Consider the following 16,248-nt stretch of genomic DNA (forward strand, 5'->3'; position numbering starts at 1 on the left):
AAGGTTGCGACGCGGGGAGGATGAAGGTGCCCGGCTCGGATCAACGGATCAGACGTGTTCCGAGGCGAGGAATCCGATCGGGATGGATGAGGTTTTCACTGATGATCAACCGCGTCATCAATCGTTCGAAGCTGGCTTCGAAAAGCCTGGCCCGGGTTGCGAAGGCCGTGTCGCCGTCTCGCGTGATGGCCGCATAGCGACGGGCCAAGACCAACCGGACGACGGCATCGCGCAGGGAGATCCCGTCGAGGCCAGGAAGCGAAGGAGAGGTGGTTCGGATGCCGAGTAACGCGTCAACCTCTCGGCTTGCCTGACTGATCTGAGGGTCGAGGGTCATGATCAGGAACGAGACATTGGTCAATCCTTCGGGGGGCGCGACCGGTTCACCCAGTCCAGACGCCATGCCGAGGCGGCGGAGTTTGACCGAATGGGCAGCGACCTCGGCCACCCCAAAGAGGGCCCCGGGCGATCGGAACCGCTCGACGGGGGCGATCAATCGAACCACATGACCCGGGCAAAGTCCCGAGTCGGTAAACGTGACTGAGCTGGAATGAAGTGTCCAGCGATCCGAAGGGTCGAAGCTTCCATCGGTGCCAGCCGCGATGAGCTGATCGTCTGGGAACAGGGGACCCACGTCGGATGGTGAGAGCAAGGCGACATCTTCGTCGCTTGCGTAGTTGGTGTACGTGGTGTTCATGGTGCCTCGTGAGGAGTCAAATCGGGTGACGGTTTTCGGCGTCGAGATCGTTTCCCTGAGGAGTTCTTGGTCGAATCCGTCGCAGCACCAAGAACACATTCGGCGCCACAGGCGGTTGCCACGGCTCGAAGCATGGCATCTGCGGCTTCGAATGAGATCTTGAGCTGGTGGCGGAACTCGGCCGCCTGCTGCAGGATGGCTTTGGCTCGATCGCGGTCGGCTTCGACCGCCTGGGAACAAAGGACTGAGAGGGCAGCCAACGCCTCGACCCGACCGGCGGGACCGGCGAGGTCGGGTCGGCCGGCGTGCTTGGCGGCGGCGGCGAGGAATTCGGGATAGCCACGGAAATGAAATTGGAATGGAGTCATGATCGCGTCCTTTGCGTGATCGCGGCTTCGCGTTGCGAGCGAATGCTGGGGACCCGACGATCGGGTCCCCAGCGAAAGCGTTTCCTAACGGGAGGGGCTGGACATCAGCTTGCCGAGAAGGCCGTGATGCCTTCGAGCCAGGCGTGGTGTGCCTCGTTCTCGACCTCGATGGCCCCTTCTGCGATCCAGTCGCCTTCGAGGGCATCGCCGCGGCTGCCTCGGGGGTTCCAATACTCGTTGCGCTTCATGCGGAGCCGGACCTCAGAACTGGTCAGGGCAATCGCCGTGAAGGGTCGGAGCAGGGGGGCTTCGATGAGGGAGATGCCACCGAGGAAGGGGGCTTCGAAGACGTCGATCGGCAAGCCGAAGACGTTGACGCCGGCGTCGATGCGCTGGGCGGCGTGTCCCCAGATGGCCAGGCCGGTCATGAAGTTGGTCGAGACGATCAGGACGTCGGGCGAGCCGCCATTGGCCCGGCAGCGTTCCAGGGTGTCTCGGACGAGGTCGCTCGGCTTGTAGCCGCTGCCACTGGTCGGCGTGGTGATGCGGTTGGTCGAGAGCAAGGCCCGCAATCCTCGCTGCTTGGGCCGGCCGGAGACCGTGGGAGATTCACCAAGGCCGTAGTAGCAGGAGACTTCCATGTCATCGAGCAAGTTCTGCAAGGCATCCATCCGGTGCTGATCGAAGGGGGTCTGGATGCCGGGAGTGGTCTGATAGCCGAGGCTCGATTGGAGCGAGCCGCCGACCTGAACCGGGTGCTGCCAGGTCTGGCAGTACTGAGCGATGCCGGTCGGCTGCAGGGCAACGGCGCTCTGATTGATCTCGGAGCCGGATCGGCTGTTGCCGATCAGTCGGACCTCGTCGTCGATGGCCGCGGCGGCCGCGGTGGTTCCCTCGACGGCTCGGCGGACCTTGACAGTGACGGTGGAGCCGTTCGGGAACTCAAGAATTTCGATGCGTTCGCCCGAAGGCAGTTCCAGCACGTCTCCGATCATGAAGGAGCTGGCATCATCGAACGTGAACAGTTCGGCACTGATCGTTGCGGTGGCAGTAACGGTGGCCAGCCGTTTGCGGAAGGCTCGGTTGACCATCGAAAAGGTCGTGGAGCCGACCGGGAGGCGCGGCAATCGGGTGACGAGGGGACACCGATTGACGAACCAGTTGGTGGCGACGACGTGAACGTCGTTGCGGATCTGGGCCTGGTGGTCGGACGCGCGCTGAATGCCTTGCAGGAACGTGGTGGACATGAGTCTGTCTTTCTCAAGTGAAGTTCAAGGAAACCATGAAATCGATCGGACAAACGGTCAGGGGATCATCCGTTCAAAAGCGACGGCGTCCAAGCCCGATGGGAGCATCGGGGTTTTGGCGATGACCCTGGAGGGCTTCTCGCCATCGCATCAAGACCGCTTCCCCCAGGTTCTTCGGTGGGGGGGTGGCCGTTGCGGTCGAGGTGGATCGGGAGTCGCCGGGAGGCGTGGTCCCTCCCCGAGACGTAGGCCGGGAGAAGTGGGCGTACTCGGAACTGGCCAGCCAGGCGTTGACGGCTTCTGCGACGGAACGCCCATCGCGGGTTGCAACGCGGAATTGGCCGGCCTCGTCGATGACCTCCAGCTCGTCTCGCCAGAGCTTGATGAGCTGAGGGGCGGCCCCCTGAACCAGGGGGCGGCTGGCCAGGACGGTGGCCAGCTCTTTTTCCTTCGTGGCGGCTTTGAAGGCTCGTTCCCAGTCTTCGGCCTTCTTCGACCAGCGGCCGATTTCCTCCGCTCGCAGGCGATCGTCTGCGAGAGATCGCTCGGCGGCGCGTTCCTTTGCTTCGGAGATCTTCGTCGCACTCGCGGCGGCCGCCCGGAGGGCTTCCAGCTCTGACGCTGAGATGCTGACCATCTCAGCGTCGGCAGGAGACCCTTCGTCGATGGTGTCTGGATTCAACAGGATGCGATACATCGTCATGATCCATACTCGAAGTTCAAAAGAATCAGGGGCGGCGGTCGAAGAACCCGAAGACCATGGGAATGACCAGCGAAGTCAGGGTCGACATCAGGAAAAGGCTGACGACCATAGCGGTGAGCAGTTGCGGGACAAACTCGTGAGCCATGACATTGCCCTCGTTTCGAGGTTCCGGAACGGCTCCGGCTCTGGCACGAGTCGAATGATCCGGACGATTTGTGTTAATAAAACGGTTCTTTCACAAAGGAAGGTTGCCTCGAGGCTCCATCGTGAAACATGAAATAAGTTAGAGAACGTTGATGTCCTGGAAGACATCGCGGCGGTCGATCTGGTCGTAGGGGATGCCTGCGTCTTGCCCCTGAGTTTTTCGGGCAAGGTAGTTGGCAATCTCCTCTTCGCACTCGGCATACTGGGGGTCGCTGAGACCAGGCAGGCAGAGGCGAAGTAGTCGGGCCAGCATCAATCCTTCGCAGGTGGGTAGGGCACCAGCCCGGGTGGTGAGGGCCTGGAAATCGGCCGTGGCCCGTGCCACCGCATCGGCGGTGTAGAGGTCGAACTCGGCGGGATACACGATCTGGATCGCGGCCACCACTGAGGTCGAAGGTGGGCCATCACTCAGGACCGTCAGCGCGAACTCGGCCACCACGCGTTCGGCCTGAGCGAGGACCCGGGCAATCTTGGCCAGACGGTTATTCCCGTCGGCCTGATCGAGCATCTTGGCCAGGCCCGACTGGGCACCGGCCTCGCGAACGGGAGTACGGATTAATGAGGCATCACGGTCGACGTCGTCGCGAAGGTCGGCCTTGTTTCGTCGGATCGACTCCGCGCTATCCTTCGGGAATTCAACGATGTCGAACCCTTCATAGGTAGTCTGGCCACCCTGAGAGTTCTTTTTCTTGGGCAAGAGCCATCCCGGTCCGATCGGCACGGAGCCGTCCGGCTGAACGTAGTCTTCAGGTCCCTGGAGCAAGGGATGGGCCTGAGTCGTGTCGGAGAGGATCAACTCGGAGTCGCGGTTATAATATTCGCGCTGACGTTCGGCGATCCCTTCGTATCGTGATTGACCGATGTTGCGGCATCGGGGCTTGCGTCGGTCAAAGAGCCGGATGATCGGCACCTGGCCGAAGGTATGTGGCGTCTGGGCAAGTACTTCGCCGTCCTCGGTGTAGAGCGTTGACCCCTCGGCCGTCCAGTGACGATAGCAAGTGATGATTTCGTCACCGGAATCGTGGCGTTCGAGCACGAGGCATTCGAGGTAGCGTTTCCCCTGGTCATCGAGCCGCCACCAAAGCATGTTCTCCGGCAAGATGCAGGAGGCCACGCAGGTGTCGAGCCCGAGGCGAACGACATCGGCTCCGGTTTCGATTGGCTCGCCCGCAGGGGCGGGGGGATGATCGAAGCAGATGTCGAGCTGGCCAAGGGTGAGCAGGAGCGGGGCGACGGTTTCGGCCATCCACTGGTCGATCGTGGTGCCGCAGCCATCCACGTCTTGCCACCAGTCCAGCAAAACGCCTGGTCCGGAACGCTTGACCTCACGAGCAAACAGGCGAGCCAGGTGCGTTTCGATGGCCTCGGCCAGGAAGGTGGGAACGGGAGTCCGGGCGCGTCGGAGTTCGTAATCGTCGTCGGTAGCCAGAGTGGCAGCATCGGTTCCGAAGCCCGAGAGTGGCGAGAACGGGGCCGATCCCGGAATGGGAGCGAAATTACTCGCTTCTCTCGGATCGGGATATTCACGTTTGTGACGAATCAGGTTGCGAACGGGCAACCCGCGTCGGTCGTAGCCATAGACGGCGTGTCGGTAGCGCTCGCCACCTTCGAGCGAGTCAAGCAGCCAGCGCCATCGCTGGTGGTGCTCTTGCCACTCCACGTGTCTGCGGCTGATCAGTTCGAGTGATTCGCGGTTGTGCATCATGGAAGTCTTTGGGGCTAGCGAACGGGATAGTGGTCAGTCGATTCAGGGTTTCCATCCTGTGTGATCGAGTTGTTCTCGCGTCAGAAGACGTTGCGGGCGGGAATGCGGTTCATCGTCGGAGGTGGGCACCGGCCCTCGGGGTATCGGAGCCGGAGCCCTCCTCGAAGTGCATCAAGGAGATCCTCGTGAGGGTGCTGGGGGTCTTCGGGTTGATCGGTCCACTGGCCGTTTCGCTTGGCCCGGCGGTAATGCTGGAAGGCCCGGATCGTGTCTTCGCAACGGGGGTGCACGAGCAATCGCGTTCCCCCGTCGGCTGGCCTGAGGAACGATTCGACCAGGGCCAGGCCGTCGGTCACGGAGGCGCCGCTTGGCCAGCACTGAAGGTTTTTCAGGCCTCCTCGTTCGTATTCACCCAGGACCGTCGGGCCGATGGGTGTCCGGGAGTTGCCTGCCGGATCGGTCGAGGCGATGGCGATTCGGCCGTTGCAGTGCTGTCGGGCCACTTCGAGGATGGCCCTCGCGTCGTGCTCGGCAGGGGTGTTGTCTTGAAGGTATTCGGCGAACACGTGCACCTCGTCGACCATGCCGGTGGGGGTCGGTTTTGGGACGACCTGGAAAAAGACGGCTCCGGTGTACACTCCTGAATCGACGGCCAGATGGACGGGCCAGCTTGGGTCGTATTCGGCCGACTTGCAGACATTGACCACGGGATCAAACTCGGCGAACCAGAGGCCATCGGCCTTGGGGCCGCGGCAGAGGTAGTCGGCTTCGAAGGTTCGATGGCTGACCACTCGGGCCTTCTGAATCAAGGAATCGATGCCGTAATGGCCGGTCGCTCTTTTGGCTTTGGGGCGGTTAAGCGGGTCGTCGTCTCGGTCTTCGTGGCACCAGGAGACGAGCGGGCATTCGGGGCATTTTTCCAGCTTTTCGCCGCTTCGTTCCTCGGGACAGCGTTGCAAGACCTCGAAGATGCAGAAGGAATAGAAGGGGAATTCCCCGGCTCGTGCTCGCTCGATGAGTTTCGACATCGGCCCATCGACGCGGTGCCAGGTTGAGGTCATCAGGACTGATGCAGACATTTTCCCTCGGTTCATGCACATGCCCAGCGCGGCATCTCTGCAGTCGGGATCGATCTCATCGACCTCGTCGAGCTTCAGGCTGGGCACATGCGGACCTCGGACACTGGTGGGTGAAGCGGCCAGCACGCGGACCTCGGCACCGTTGACATAGATCGCCCTGGATTCGGTCAATTTTTCCAGGGCCGGGTCGTCTCGGGCCAACTGAGCCAGGGCTTCGTGAGCCTGCTGCGACTGAGCGAGACTTCCTCCCAGGAGCCTGGTACCGTGGTTGGGATCGAACCGACTGGTCAGGTGGGTTTCAAGGGCAGAGAGGTACGATTTGCCACCTCCTCTCGGTCCAAGAACCAGCGCCACGGGAGGCCGCTTCAGGAAGACATCGGCGAAAAATCGCCAGGGTGACTGATGCCCGCGGCACACCGCTCGGTGCGGGATGCGGAGGCCGGCGTAGGTTCGAACCCATCGCCGCAAGCTCCGCTCAGAGTCGGGACGCGACTCAAGCCCGATGGCGAGCGAGTCGGGGACATCTCGTGTTCGTTTCGGCATGGTCGGACCTTGGCCGAACCGGCACCGTCTCCTCAGCAGGAGGTGACCGATAGGGCATCGTGGACGCGGCCCAACTCATCAGAGACGGGCCGGAGAAATCGTTCTTGGTGTCGTACACGTTGGTTTCCAGAAACGATGGTTGAGTTTCTCTGAACCTGACAGGTCGAGGATCGGAGGTCGACCTTCGAGCGATCGTGGTTGCGGCGTCTCGCCTGGTTCGTGAATGGGGCCGTGTCAAAATCGCCATAACCCTTCGGAACGTGATCTGCACGGCAATCGAGGAACACATCTGATCAGCTGCGAGGGATCCCCCGGTTGTGGCATTGACGGTGATCGTTCCCACACCCTCGGATTCCTCAGAGGCACCGCTCGACAATCGGCGTCGAACGGAAGCGAGCAATCGTTGCGGGAGTCAGTTGTTGTTGAACGAGGAAATCGTTTCCACCTGACTTGTCCCTCGTGATTGGTCCGTCCGTCGTAGCGTTCTATTCTTCATCATCGTGAGAAAGGGCAGGCTTAATTGCGTTTTTCCGAAAATCTTTCTCAAGTTTCCGCGTCGCGCCAGATCAACTGGTCGGACGTGGACGGCTTGACGCCTCCGGCGGGCGGCTCTAGAACAGGTCGGGAGACTCTCCTCGAAGGTCAGCCATCCGGAGTTCCGCAATGATGTCATCTCCTCGCACCCCGGTTCCGGCACCTGGCGGCTCGACCGACGACCTTGCTTCCTTCAGCGTCTTGGTCCGAGACTTCAACGCAGTTCGACAAACCTCGATTGCCCTCTGTGATCCGTTGGAGCCTGAGGACTTCGTGGTCCAGTCGATGCCGGACGCCAGCCCTGTCAAATGGCATCTGGCACACACGACCTGGTTCTTTGAGGAATTCATCCTCTCCGCGTTTGTCCCAGGCTATCGCGTTTATCACCCTCAGTTTTCATATTTGTTTAATTCTTATTACAACGCGGTTGGCCAGCGGCTTTCCCGGTCACAGCGAGGACTCATCACCCGCCCGACGGTCCAGGAGGTATTCGACTATCGAATGGCCGTCGATCAACGAATGAATGAGTTCTTGGGCGGAGCTGAACCGGATCTGATTCAACGCATGGTCTCGTTGCTGACGCTTGGCCTGAACCACGAACAGCAACATCAAGAACTCCTGCTGACCGATGTGAAACACGCACTCTGGCACAATCCGCTTCACCCGGTTTTCAAACACCGAAATGCAGAGCCGGTTGAATCGGCTCTCCCCATGCGCTGGTTGGCCTACCCGGAAGGGGTTCGATGGGTTGGCTTTGAAGGCGAGGGATTTGCTTACGATAATGAAGGACCCAGGCACCGGGAATTTGTCGACGGTTTCCGCATCGCGTCCCGCCCGGTCACGAACGGGGAGTACCTTGAATTCATCGAGGATGGCGGTTACTCCCGGCCTGATGCCTGGCTATCGGATGGCTGGTCCACCGTTCAGAGCCAGGGGTGGGATGCCCCACTTTACTGGGAGCGTCAAGGAGACCAGTGGTGGACCTTCTCGCTTGCGGGAATGCAGCCGGTCAATCTGGCTGAACCTGTCTGTCACGTCAGTTACTACGAGGCGGATGCCTTCGCCCGCTGGTCTGGAGCTCGGTTGCCCACCGAGGCCGAATGGGAAACCGCAGCAGATGTTTCGATTACCGGAAATTTTCTGGAATCGAGCCGATACCATCCCACTCCAGCCGTTGCCGGAACAGACATTGAACCGCTTCAAATTTTCGGCGATGTCTGGGAGTGGACTGCGAGCGCATACCTTCCTTACCCCGGATTCCAACCCGCCTCAGGAGCCGTCGGAGAATATAACGGCAAGTTTATGTGCAATCAGCATGTTTTGAGGGGAGGATCCTGTGCCTCTCCTCGAGGTCATCTTCGACCAACCTATCGCAACTTTTTTTATGCGGATGCTCGTTGGCAGTTTTCTGGAATCCGACTCGCCCAGTCTCTCTGATTCGTCCTGATCGCCCAGTTTTCAATGCCTGGGCTGTGAGCATGGGCACGAACTGAGAAAGGACGAGCCCCGATCGCCCGTCCTTTCTCAAACGTCAATTACTGCAAAGCGCAAATCAGACGTGCCAACGCTGGACTCGGAAAAATTGATCCGGATCCGTCCATGAGCGTTCCTCGACAAAGCCAGATTGCTTGGCAAATTGATCAAGAATTGTGGGTGTGTATTTGTGCGAATTTTCGATATGAATGGATTCGCCCGCGCTGAACGAAACGGTCAGATCGACTCCCGGAATGGTCACGATTTGTTCCTGCTCACTGATCAGTCGCATTTCAACACGATGATGTTCCGGAGAAAACCGAGCCTCATATCGGAACTGATTGAGATCGAAGTTCCCCCCCAGTTCCCTGTTGATCCGAGTAAGGATGTTTTTTCCGAATCGAGCGGTCACGCCTGCGGAATCGTCATAGGCGGCCTCCAGAACCTTCGCATCCTTGACCAGATCTGTACCGAAAAGAAATCGGTCATCAGTCGAAAGGGTTCCCTGAATCCGTTGCAGAAGTCTGACGGCATCACCGTCGTCGAAGTTTCCGAGGCTTGAGCCAAGGAAAACGAGAAGTTTCGGCCCTTTCATGCGATCAGCCACGACTCGCAACGCGGTGTCATAGTCCGACGCGATCCCTGTGACTTTCAACGAGGAATAGTCGCGAATCAGGTTCCGAGCCGATTCTTCCAGAATCGTTTCCGAAATGTCGATCGGGACGTAATGAAGGGACTCGTAGCGATCGAGAGCAGCCTCGATCAAGCGACGCGTTTTCGTCGAACTGCCACTGCCCAACTCGATCATGATCGGGGCTTGGGCCCAACCATCGACCATGTCGTCGGCGTGGTCGCGAAGAATCGCGTCCTCGGTACGAGTCAGGTAATACTCCGGTTGATCGCAGATCTGTTCGAACAACTCCGAACCGATCGCGTCATAGATGAAACGGCAGAGTAAATATTTGGGTTGATGTGTCAAGCCGCGTTTCACCGTTGCTTGGAGCGTCTCGGATTCGAACAGTTCCGAGGGTTTGACGCGGATCATTTCCAGGCGGTGTTGCTTCGGATGAGAAGTCTGAATCGACAAAATGAACCTCGAAGAACGTTGCAATCGTTCGTCAGCGATGTGATCGGCGGACAGATTGTCGAACCAATTTCCATTGGTTCACGAGACCTTCAAGCGGATCATGATGCCAAGTGAAGTCGCCACCTAGTGGTATGGTCGTGCTCCGAGGAAGCACCGAGCTACAACCCGAGTGAGACCCAAGATCACTCGACATTGGGGATCGCGCTTGATCGCATGGCTCTCTCAAACCTAAGCAATCAATCTGCAGGCGGCAAGTGTTCGGTTAAAGAATCGAACAATTGACTGATCTGTATTTGCGTGTGCAAGAGAGCAAAGACGCATCGGAGCGCGTACTCAACGTGTCATCTCTCGACATCAGGATCCAGGCGCCGGATGCGTTTACTGATGTGGAAGTTGACCGAATCGTAAGGGCGAACCAGGTGCCCGGAGTCGAACAGGGGACGCTGACTTTCCAGGTCTTCGGAACCGAGCGCTTCGGAGAAAATGGCCTGAAGATAGGAGACCCCTTTGGCCGAGGGCTGGAATCGTTTTTCGTCGTAAAAGCATCCGGAGAGGGGCCGAGCGTGGATTACTCCCCAACGATCTCGAAGGCGGTTCGCGTCGATTCCTTCATGAACGAAGCCTCCGTTGCGATATTGGAGGGTGGCAATATGGTTATGGCGGCCGTCGACGAGAAGATCGACGGCTTCACCGCCGAGTTGCGACGCCTGAAAGCGATCAAAGAGGATCGGTCGCCCACCGCGCTGGGTGTGGCCGATTTTCCGGCAGAAAATCGCCGCATCGGCGCTTTCGTTGCGACGCTTTCGGGTGAAGAAAGCGTCTCCCAGATGATCGACGAGGATCTGCTTGACGGCCTCGGCTGCTCCTGAGTACTGCAGGTTGCCTGCCGGGTCTTTCACCTGGCGGACGGCTCCAAAATTGTTTCCCTGTGCGTCCTTGATGCCTTCGGAAACGCAGATCAAGGCGTGTTTCTGACGATCGAGGATCTCGGTGACGCGGGCCACCACGGCTTCGGGATCGACGGCAACCTCGGGGACCAGGATCATGTCTGGCTGGCCAAAGGCGGTTCCGAGGGCGATCATGCCACAATCCCGGCCCATGACTTCGATGATCGCGATGCGTCGGTGGCTTTCGGCGGTGGTTCGGATCCGGAGCACGTTCTGAACCGAGACGAAGACAGAGGTGGCGTAGCCTGGCGTGGCAAAGTTGACCATCTCCTCTAACTCAAAGGGGCGCCCCGGCTGCTTCGAGTAACGGAACCCGACGGCGTTGTTGGGGTCGGGCTCCCGAACAAATTCGTACGGTTCGTCCGGGTAGTTCAGACCGAGGTCGTTGTCGATCGTCTTCGGTGCCAGGACCACGGGAAGGTAGTCGCAAAGGGCTTGCATGCCGTTGAGCGTGCCATCACCGCCGATGCAGACGAGCCCTTCGATCCCGAGGCGATTCAGGCGGTGGACGACACGCTCGATCATCACCCGATCGTTGGCCGAGACGTAATCGCGCGATGCCCCAAGAATCGTGCCTCCCCGAGCCGGGTCCAGTTCCGGAATGCTCTGGAACAAAGGATTGAGGTGAACGTGGGGTACTTCAGGGTTGAGCAGGCCCCCATAGCCTTTGATCAACCCAAAGATTTCGATGCGGAGTTGATTGGCGCGGGTCACCGCACCTGCAATCGTCGCATTGAGGGCAGGGGTATCCCCTCCCGCGGTCAAGATCCCGATGCGTTTCATGATTCCTGCTCCGGTCGGCGTGACAGTGGGTGAAACCTGACCCGCTGGCGGGAGAAGGATCCGCGGGCCGACGTGATCGGCAAGCGAGCAAATAGGTCGCCATCGAGGCGAGTTGCGACGAGGACTCGACGCGGTCAGACCAGGCGAATCGGTGGGGGGGGCTCATCAATGTCGAGCTGGACCGAGTCGCCGACCACCATCTGGCGACGTTTGCGGAATTCGACCTCGCCATTGACTCGAACCAGGCCCTCGGCGATCAGGGCCTTGGCCTGACCGCCGTTGTCGACCCAACCGATACGCTTGAGGACCTGAGTCAGGTTGATCGGTCGATCACCGACGGGGATTTCGTTCATGGCTAGGGCCCGATGCTCCACTCCAGTCGCCTTGCAACTGATCGGCGAATGCCTTCCCGGCTTCTGCTCCGGCCCGATCGAACATGCTCCGCAGCAGGTCCGGATCACTCTTGGGATCAAGACGCAGGACCTCACGACCGGGTTGATCTTGAGAGGCGTCAGTTGCCATCTCCCAGTTCGGCATCACATCCTGAGGGGTTCCACGGTCGAGCGCATCCCAATAGGGTTGAAGGATGGTCCGGAGTTCGTCTGGTAGGGCTGGTTGGGCAAGTTTCAAGGTGTGGTCGACTGCCTGGCCAGCGCGACTGGTCAATATCGGAGTCCGGCTCTGCGGGGCGAGGCTGACGACAAAGACCGTTGCCACGATCCCAAGAATCGCCCCCTCGATTCCTCCAAGCAGCATGCCGAGATGTCGGTCGTACGCTTCAAATTTCAAACGCCTTAAGGTCGCCCGGATTGACCAGGCGACTCCAAACACGCCGGCCGAAACCGCGACGTAAAGCACGAGCATCGCCAGCGCCCGAGCAACAATCGGTTGCCCTGGAAACTGAGGGGCAAGTTGCGCCGACACGGGCACGGCGACCGCATAGCCGAGCCCAAGGGAGAGGATGCTTGCCAGTTGCCAGGTAATCCCTCGCCAGGCTCCCCAGATCATCCCAGCGACGATCACCGCCACCATGGCCATATCGTAAGGCGTCATCCGGACCCTCCGTGCTCCGGTTTCCGATCGAATTTCTTCGCCCTCAGGCGTTATCCTATCCGGGAGGTGCCCAGGGAGGAAGGCAAGCTTGCGATCGAGGAGTAGGAGGATACTTGGTCACGCCGAGGAAATGACTCTCGGATCGTTCCAGCCGTCATCGTGGTTGAGGCGTCGAAGAAAATCGTCGATGGAGGTCGAGACGGGACGCATCAGGCCGGGGAGGACCGCATCGAGTCGAGGGGTCAACAGCCCTCCTTGCAAGGGGCGCGGGGCACCTTGACCCAACTCCGCGGTGGGCTTGGAGCCAATCGGCTCCAGGTCGAATCCAAACCCCTTGGCAATTGCCCTGGCGAAGTCGGGGCGGCTGAGAACCTCGGGCCCAGCCACATGGAAGAGGCCAGAGTGACCATCCTCGACCAGTCGAATCGCGGCCAGTGCAACGTCAGGGCCGTAGCTTGGGCTGGATCGCTGATCCGAGGGAACCATCACGGGCTCGCCCGCAATCAGACGTCGGATGACCTGATAGGCGAAGTTCTTCCCCTGCCGTTCCGGCCCGTAGACCCAACTGGTCCGGACGATGAGGGCGCGATCTCCCAGTTCCCCGGCAATCGCACGTTCTGCGTCAAGCTTGGCTGTGCCGTAGACGTTGGGAGGATCGGGGGGAGATTCCTCGGAATCCGGCCCGTTGACGCCTCGGAAAACGTAATCCGTGGAAAAGTAGACGAACCGGCCCCCAATATCCGCCGTGACCCGAGCCAGATTGAGCGGTTCTTCCAGGTTCGACGCCCGGGCCGTGGCCGGGTCGTGTTCGCAACCATCAACCCAGGTAAACCCGGCCGGGTAGAAGACGACATCCGGAGCCTGTTGGCGGAGCCAAGACGCCGCCGCCTCTCGGTCCGAGGCCTTCAGCGGGTAGAGGCCCGGGTAGGCGACCGTGGCAAAGGTGCCCACCGCATCGCTGCCGCGATCGGCCAGGTGCCGGAGCAGCCAGCCGCCGATCTGACCCGAGCCGCCAATGACAATCGCCTTCATTACGATCGGAACCCTTTGCGTCGCAGGAAGCTATAACGCTGGAGCGAGTCCTCGATGATGGGAGAAGTGGTCGCCGCCGGCTGAAATTCATCGACCTCGACAGCTTTGCCCTCCAGGTACTTGTAGTCCTGGAAGAACCGACGGAGCATCTGAAGCCGGTGGGGAGGCAGTTCATCGGCCTCTCGGAAGCTATTGAATTCAGGATCTCCGACGGCCACGGCAAGAATCTTGTGATCTTTCTTGCCCGAATCGATCATCGTCATTAATCCGATGGCTCGGGCGGTGACCAGGGTCATCGGCGCCAGAGACTCCTGGCAGAGCACCAGGACGTCGAGCGGATCGTCATCCTCGGCGTACGTTTGGGGGATGAAGCCATAATTCGCGGGATAATAGACGGCCGAGTAAAGCACCCGGTCCATGCGGAGCAAGCCCGTGCGCTTGTCCAGTTCGTATTTGATGTTCGCCCCCGTCGGAATCTCGACGATGGCGTTGAAGACCATGGGCAGATCTTCGCCTGGGGTCACGTCGTGCCAGGGGTGGAGCATCGGCGAGAAGGGCCTCCGAGGGTCGAGCCGAAGTGGTCGGGCACCTTCGGCCCGACCGAATCGAGCCCATCATACCAGGAAGCTCGACCTAAGCGAGCCGTCCGAAGACCGATGTCTGCCGATCGCCTCCTCGAATCCTCGGAAATCGTTGTTGAGGGATGTGGGCTCGGGTCAACGTTTGTGCGCAGTCTCTACCAGATCGTCGGCCAGACGCTCGAGGACTTCCCGGGTGAGCTGGAAGGGGCTTGCCTGCCGTTTTCGGGTCTGGGCGTCGAAGGAAAGGCGATCGATCCGAAGGGTCCCGGTCTTGTTCAGCCGAACTTCGTAGTAAGAGCGTAACTGCCCCCTCGGCGTTGGAGATTGGCTACGTAACTCGACTTCACCTCCCTGGGCGTCCACCTCGATGACGACCAGGGGCTCCATCAGATAGGTGACGTTCTGGGCGAGGCGGTCTCCCCAGGCTCGCAGCTCGTCAATGGTCCACTCGGGTTGGTTCGGGTCGATGACAGCAAAGTCGAGGTGTTCCAGGTTCACACCGACCGGTGTATTGGACAGGACGTGCAGCGCCAGCGAATCTGGCCCGTCCTGGGCCGAGACGATGCCGGGCTGGTCGGGGCGAGCATCAAGCTCGGCGGCGATCGCGGTGCTCAGGCTCATGGGACTGGCCTCCCAGGGGCCGGATCGTGTGATCCGTCCCGTCGAAAGAGAGAAGGGTGGGACGCCCCTCAACGCAGGTCTCCAGCTGGACTGGACGCGTCCAGAGGCGATGCAAATGCCGGAGCGTGTCCTGGGCATGGTCGAGCTTCAGGTCAACGCCGAAATACTCTTGCTCCAGGTACAGTTCACCTCGGTTCCGATAGTTCCCGTCCTTGATGCGGATGATCGGTCGACCAAAATTGGTCAGGCCAAAGAGCAATCGCTCCTTGATCTTCTTGAACTCTCGGCTCTCGATTTCATACAACTCGGCCTGATCGTTGTGCCGGAAGCTAAACATCTGTTGCCTTCGGCAAAAGTCGGGCGTCAGGAAGGTGTCGATGAACGTCACGTCGCTATGAATCCGCCGCACCTCGAAGATCTTTTGTCGGCCCAGGCCGGCCCCGGTATTCCACGTCCGCCGCGTTTCGTAATCGTCGCAGGCGTCATACTCAGGGCCGAACTGACCTTTATCCCAGCGTTCTTCGATGTCGCGTAACAGTTCGATCCCCAGCTTGTACGGGTTGAGGCGTCCGGGCTGGGTAGCCATCGTGCCGGAGTGGTGGTCGGCGTAGTCGACCAGTTCCGAGCCGTCGAGCAAGCGGGTGGTCATCATGGTCGAGTGCCAGTAGGAGGCCCAGCCCTCGTTCATGATCTTCGTCTGACCCTGGGGGGCGAAGTAATACGCTTCCTCCCGGATGATTGCCAGCACATCTTGCTGCCAGGCCGTCAAGGGGGCGTGCTCAAGGAGAAAGAGCAGGATGTCTCGTTCCGGTTGCTCCGGGAATCGTCGGGCCTTGGCATTTTCCGCCTCGCGCTGCCGGGCGACCTCCTTGAGGGCCTCCGGCGGGTTGACGAAGCTGTCCATGTAATCCTTGCTGCGGAACTTGTCTGAGGGCGGCGTCTGATCGGCCTCGTTCGAGAAGTCGTAACGATTCGGCGCGTCGCGTCGCTTGATGAACGGGGAATGAATGTCGATCAGGCTATCGAGACAAAGGCAACTGTCGATGAAGTTTTCGACGGTTTCCTCTCCGAATCGTTCCATGAACGACCGAATGCGATTGCCGTGATTGGCCATCTCGTCCATCATCTTGCGATTTGTCGGTGCGAAGCAGATGTTATTTTTGAAAAAGTCGTTATGTCCGTAGACATGAGCCATCACGAGCTTCTGATCGACGGGCATATTGCAGCGTAGCAGGTAGGCATAGCACGGGTCGTTGTTGATGACCATTTCATAGATCTTCTGCAATCCGTAGCGATAGCCTTTGGAGAGCTGCTCATATTCCATGCCGAATCGCCAGTGCGGGTATCGGGTCGGGAACCCTCCCAACGCGGCGATCTCGGAAAGCTCGTCGTAGTCAAGAACCTCGAAGATCGTGTCGTAGAAATCGAGCCCGAAGGAACGGGCGTGCTCTTCGATCTCCACCTGTAAGGCCCGGAGGTCCGCCGGCAAGTCGTGCTGGGTGCTGACGAAAGACATGATGAGTCGTGCTCCGCGAGACGTTCCAGTCTAGATCGGCATCCGGTGGCAAGGCCGATCCGGACATCAAGGTCT

The 16,248-nt window shown here is 59.8% G+C and carries 15 protein-coding genes; 1 reads left to right on the plus strand and 14 read right to left on the minus strand.

Going from position 1 to position 16,248, the window contains the following annotated elements; genetic code table 11:
• Window positions 1–40 precede the first annotated feature (40 nt).
• The 6 genes from HG800_RS03000 to HG800_RS03025 form a co-directional block, all read right to left on the minus strand.
• Entirely contained in the window at window positions 41–697 is a 657-nt protein-coding gene (locus HG800_RS03000; RefSeq protein WP_169973646.1) for a hypothetical protein, read from the minus strand.
• On the minus strand, window positions 694–1,065 hold the full coding sequence (locus HG800_RS03005; RefSeq protein WP_169973648.1) for a hypothetical protein: 372 nt from the start codon (window positions 1,063–1,065) through the stop codon (window positions 694–696). Before HG800_RS03005 ends, HG800_RS03000 begins: the two co-directional genes overlap by 4 nt.
• A gap of 104 nt (window positions 1,066–1,169) precedes the next feature.
• On the minus strand, window positions 1,170–2,312 hold the full coding sequence (locus tag HG800_RS03010; protein ID WP_169973650.1) for an SU10 major capsid protein: 1,143 nt from the start codon (window positions 2,310–2,312) through the stop codon (window positions 1,170–1,172).
• A gap of 73 nt (window positions 2,313–2,385) precedes the next feature.
• Entirely contained in the window at window positions 2,386–3,015 is a 630-nt protein-coding gene (locus HG800_RS03015) for a hypothetical protein (RefSeq protein ID WP_169973652.1), read from the minus strand.
• Window positions 3,016–3,298: 283 nt separating this feature from the next.
• A complete protein-coding gene (locus HG800_RS03020) occupies window positions 3,299–4,924 on the minus strand; it encodes a hypothetical protein (RefSeq protein WP_169973654.1) in 1,626 nt (541 codons plus the stop codon).
• A gap of 80 nt (window positions 4,925–5,004) precedes the next feature.
• Window positions 5,005–6,546 (minus strand): hypothetical protein, encoded by a 1,542-nt coding sequence (locus HG800_RS03025; RefSeq protein ID WP_169973656.1) that lies wholly within the window; start codon window positions 6,544–6,546, stop codon window positions 5,005–5,007.
• A 663-nt stretch (window positions 6,547–7,209) separates the two neighbouring features.
• Between HG800_RS03025 and egtB the strand changes: the two genes are divergently transcribed.
• Window positions 7,210–8,517 (plus strand): ergothioneine biosynthesis protein EgtB, encoded by a 1,308-nt coding sequence (egtB, locus tag HG800_RS03030; RefSeq protein WP_182830346.1) that lies wholly within the window; start codon window positions 7,210–7,212, stop codon window positions 8,515–8,517.
• 115 nt (window positions 8,518–8,632) lie between these two features.
• Here egtB and egtD read toward each other — a convergent pair whose 3' ends face one another.
• The 8 genes from egtD to HG800_RS03070 form a co-directional block, all read right to left on the minus strand.
• On the minus strand, window positions 8,633–9,640 hold the full coding sequence (gene egtD / locus HG800_RS03035; RefSeq protein ID WP_169973658.1) for an L-histidine N(alpha)-methyltransferase: 1,008 nt from the start codon (window positions 9,638–9,640) through the stop codon (window positions 8,633–8,635).
• Between the two features lie 341 nt (window positions 9,641–9,981).
• The gene (locus HG800_RS03040) at window positions 9,982–11,370 is read right to left on the minus strand and encodes a 6-phosphofructokinase (protein ID WP_169973660.1); all 1,389 of its coding nucleotides are present in this window, start codon (window positions 11,368–11,370) and stop codon (window positions 9,982–9,984) included.
• Between the two features lie 134 nt (window positions 11,371–11,504).
• Window positions 11,505–11,723, minus strand: coding sequence for an RNA-binding S4 domain-containing protein (locus HG800_RS03045; protein WP_169973662.1), 219 nt, complete (start codon window positions 11,721–11,723; stop codon window positions 11,505–11,507).
• Entirely contained in the window at window positions 11,701–12,423 is a 723-nt protein-coding gene (locus HG800_RS03050; protein WP_169973664.1) for a CvpA family protein, read from the minus strand. The genes HG800_RS03045 and HG800_RS03050 overlap by 23 nt, the downstream gene beginning before the upstream one ends.
• A gap of 117 nt (window positions 12,424–12,540) precedes the next feature.
• On the minus strand, window positions 12,541–13,455 hold the full coding sequence (locus tag HG800_RS03055) for an SDR family oxidoreductase (RefSeq protein ID WP_169973666.1): 915 nt from the start codon (window positions 13,453–13,455) through the stop codon (window positions 12,541–12,543).
• Window positions 13,455–14,000, minus strand: coding sequence for an inorganic diphosphatase (locus HG800_RS03060; protein ID WP_152053622.1), 546 nt, complete (start codon window positions 13,998–14,000; stop codon window positions 13,455–13,457). Before HG800_RS03060 ends, HG800_RS03055 begins: the two co-directional genes overlap by 1 nt.
• Before the next feature lie 171 nt (window positions 14,001–14,171).
• Window positions 14,172–14,657 carry a hypothetical protein gene (locus HG800_RS03065; RefSeq protein ID WP_169973668.1) on the minus strand — a complete coding sequence of 162 codons (486 nt, stop codon included), beginning with the start codon at window positions 14,655–14,657 and terminating at the stop codon, window positions 14,172–14,174.
• Window positions 14,623–16,173: a SpoVR family protein gene (locus HG800_RS03070; protein WP_169973670.1), complete on the minus strand. Its 1,551-nt coding sequence runs from the start codon at window positions 16,171–16,173 to the stop codon at window positions 14,623–14,625. Before HG800_RS03070 ends, HG800_RS03065 begins: the two co-directional genes overlap by 35 nt.
• Between the last annotated feature and the right edge of the window lie 75 nt (window positions 16,174–16,248).

Source organism: Tautonia rosea (genome assembly GCF_012958305.1).
Taxonomy (GTDB): Bacteria; Planctomycetota; Planctomycetia; order Isosphaerales; family Isosphaeraceae; genus Tautonia; species Tautonia rosea.

Bases quoted from the DNA above. Each gene is read 5' to 3' on its own strand.
- HG800_RS03020 (WP_169973654.1), bottom strand. From the start codon at position 4,924: ATGATGCACAACCGCGAATCACTCGAACTGATCAGCCGCAGACACGTG.
- HG800_RS03070 (WP_169973670.1), bottom strand. From the start codon at position 16,173: ATGTCTTTCGTCAGCACCCAGCACGACTTGCCGGCGGACCTCCGGGCC.
- HG800_RS03055 (WP_169973666.1), bottom strand. From the start codon at position 13,455: ATGAAGGCGATTGTCATTGGCGGCTCGGGTCAGATCGGCGGCTGGCTG.
- HG800_RS03005 (WP_169973648.1), bottom strand. From the start codon at position 1,065: ATGACTCCATTCCAATTTCATTTCCGTGGCTATCCCGAATTCCTCGCC.
- HG800_RS03010 (WP_169973650.1), bottom strand. From the start codon at position 2,312: ATGTCCACCACGTTCCTGCAAGGCATTCAGCGCGCGTCCGACCACCAG.
- HG800_RS03025 (WP_169973656.1), bottom strand. From the start codon at position 6,546: ATGCCGAAACGAACACGAGATGTCCCCGACTCGCTCGCCATCGGGCTT.
- HG800_RS03000 (WP_169973646.1), bottom strand. From the start codon at position 697: ATGAACACCACGTACACCAACTACGCAAGCGACGAAGATGTCGCCTTG.
- HG800_RS03065 (WP_169973668.1), bottom strand. From the start codon at position 14,657: ATGAGCCTGAGCACCGCGATCGCCGCCGAGCTTGATGCTCGCCCCGAC.
- HG800_RS03045 (WP_169973662.1), bottom strand. From the start codon at position 11,723: ATGAACGAAATCCCCGTCGGTGATCGACCGATCAACCTGACTCAGGTC.
- HG800_RS03040 (WP_169973660.1), bottom strand. From the start codon at position 11,370: ATGAAACGCATCGGGATCTTGACCGCGGGAGGGGATACCCCTGCCCTC.
- egtB (WP_182830346.1), top strand. From the start codon at position 7,210: ATGATGTCATCTCCTCGCACCCCGGTTCCGGCACCTGGCGGCTCGACC.
- HG800_RS03060 (WP_152053622.1), bottom strand. From the start codon at position 14,000: ATGCTCCACCCCTGGCACGACGTGACCCCAGGCGAAGATCTGCCCATG.
- HG800_RS03015 (WP_169973652.1), bottom strand. From the start codon at position 3,015: ATGACGATGTATCGCATCCTGTTGAATCCAGACACCATCGACGAAGGG.
- HG800_RS03050 (WP_169973664.1), bottom strand. From the start codon at position 12,423: ATGACGCCTTACGATATGGCCATGGTGGCGGTGATCGTCGCTGGGATG.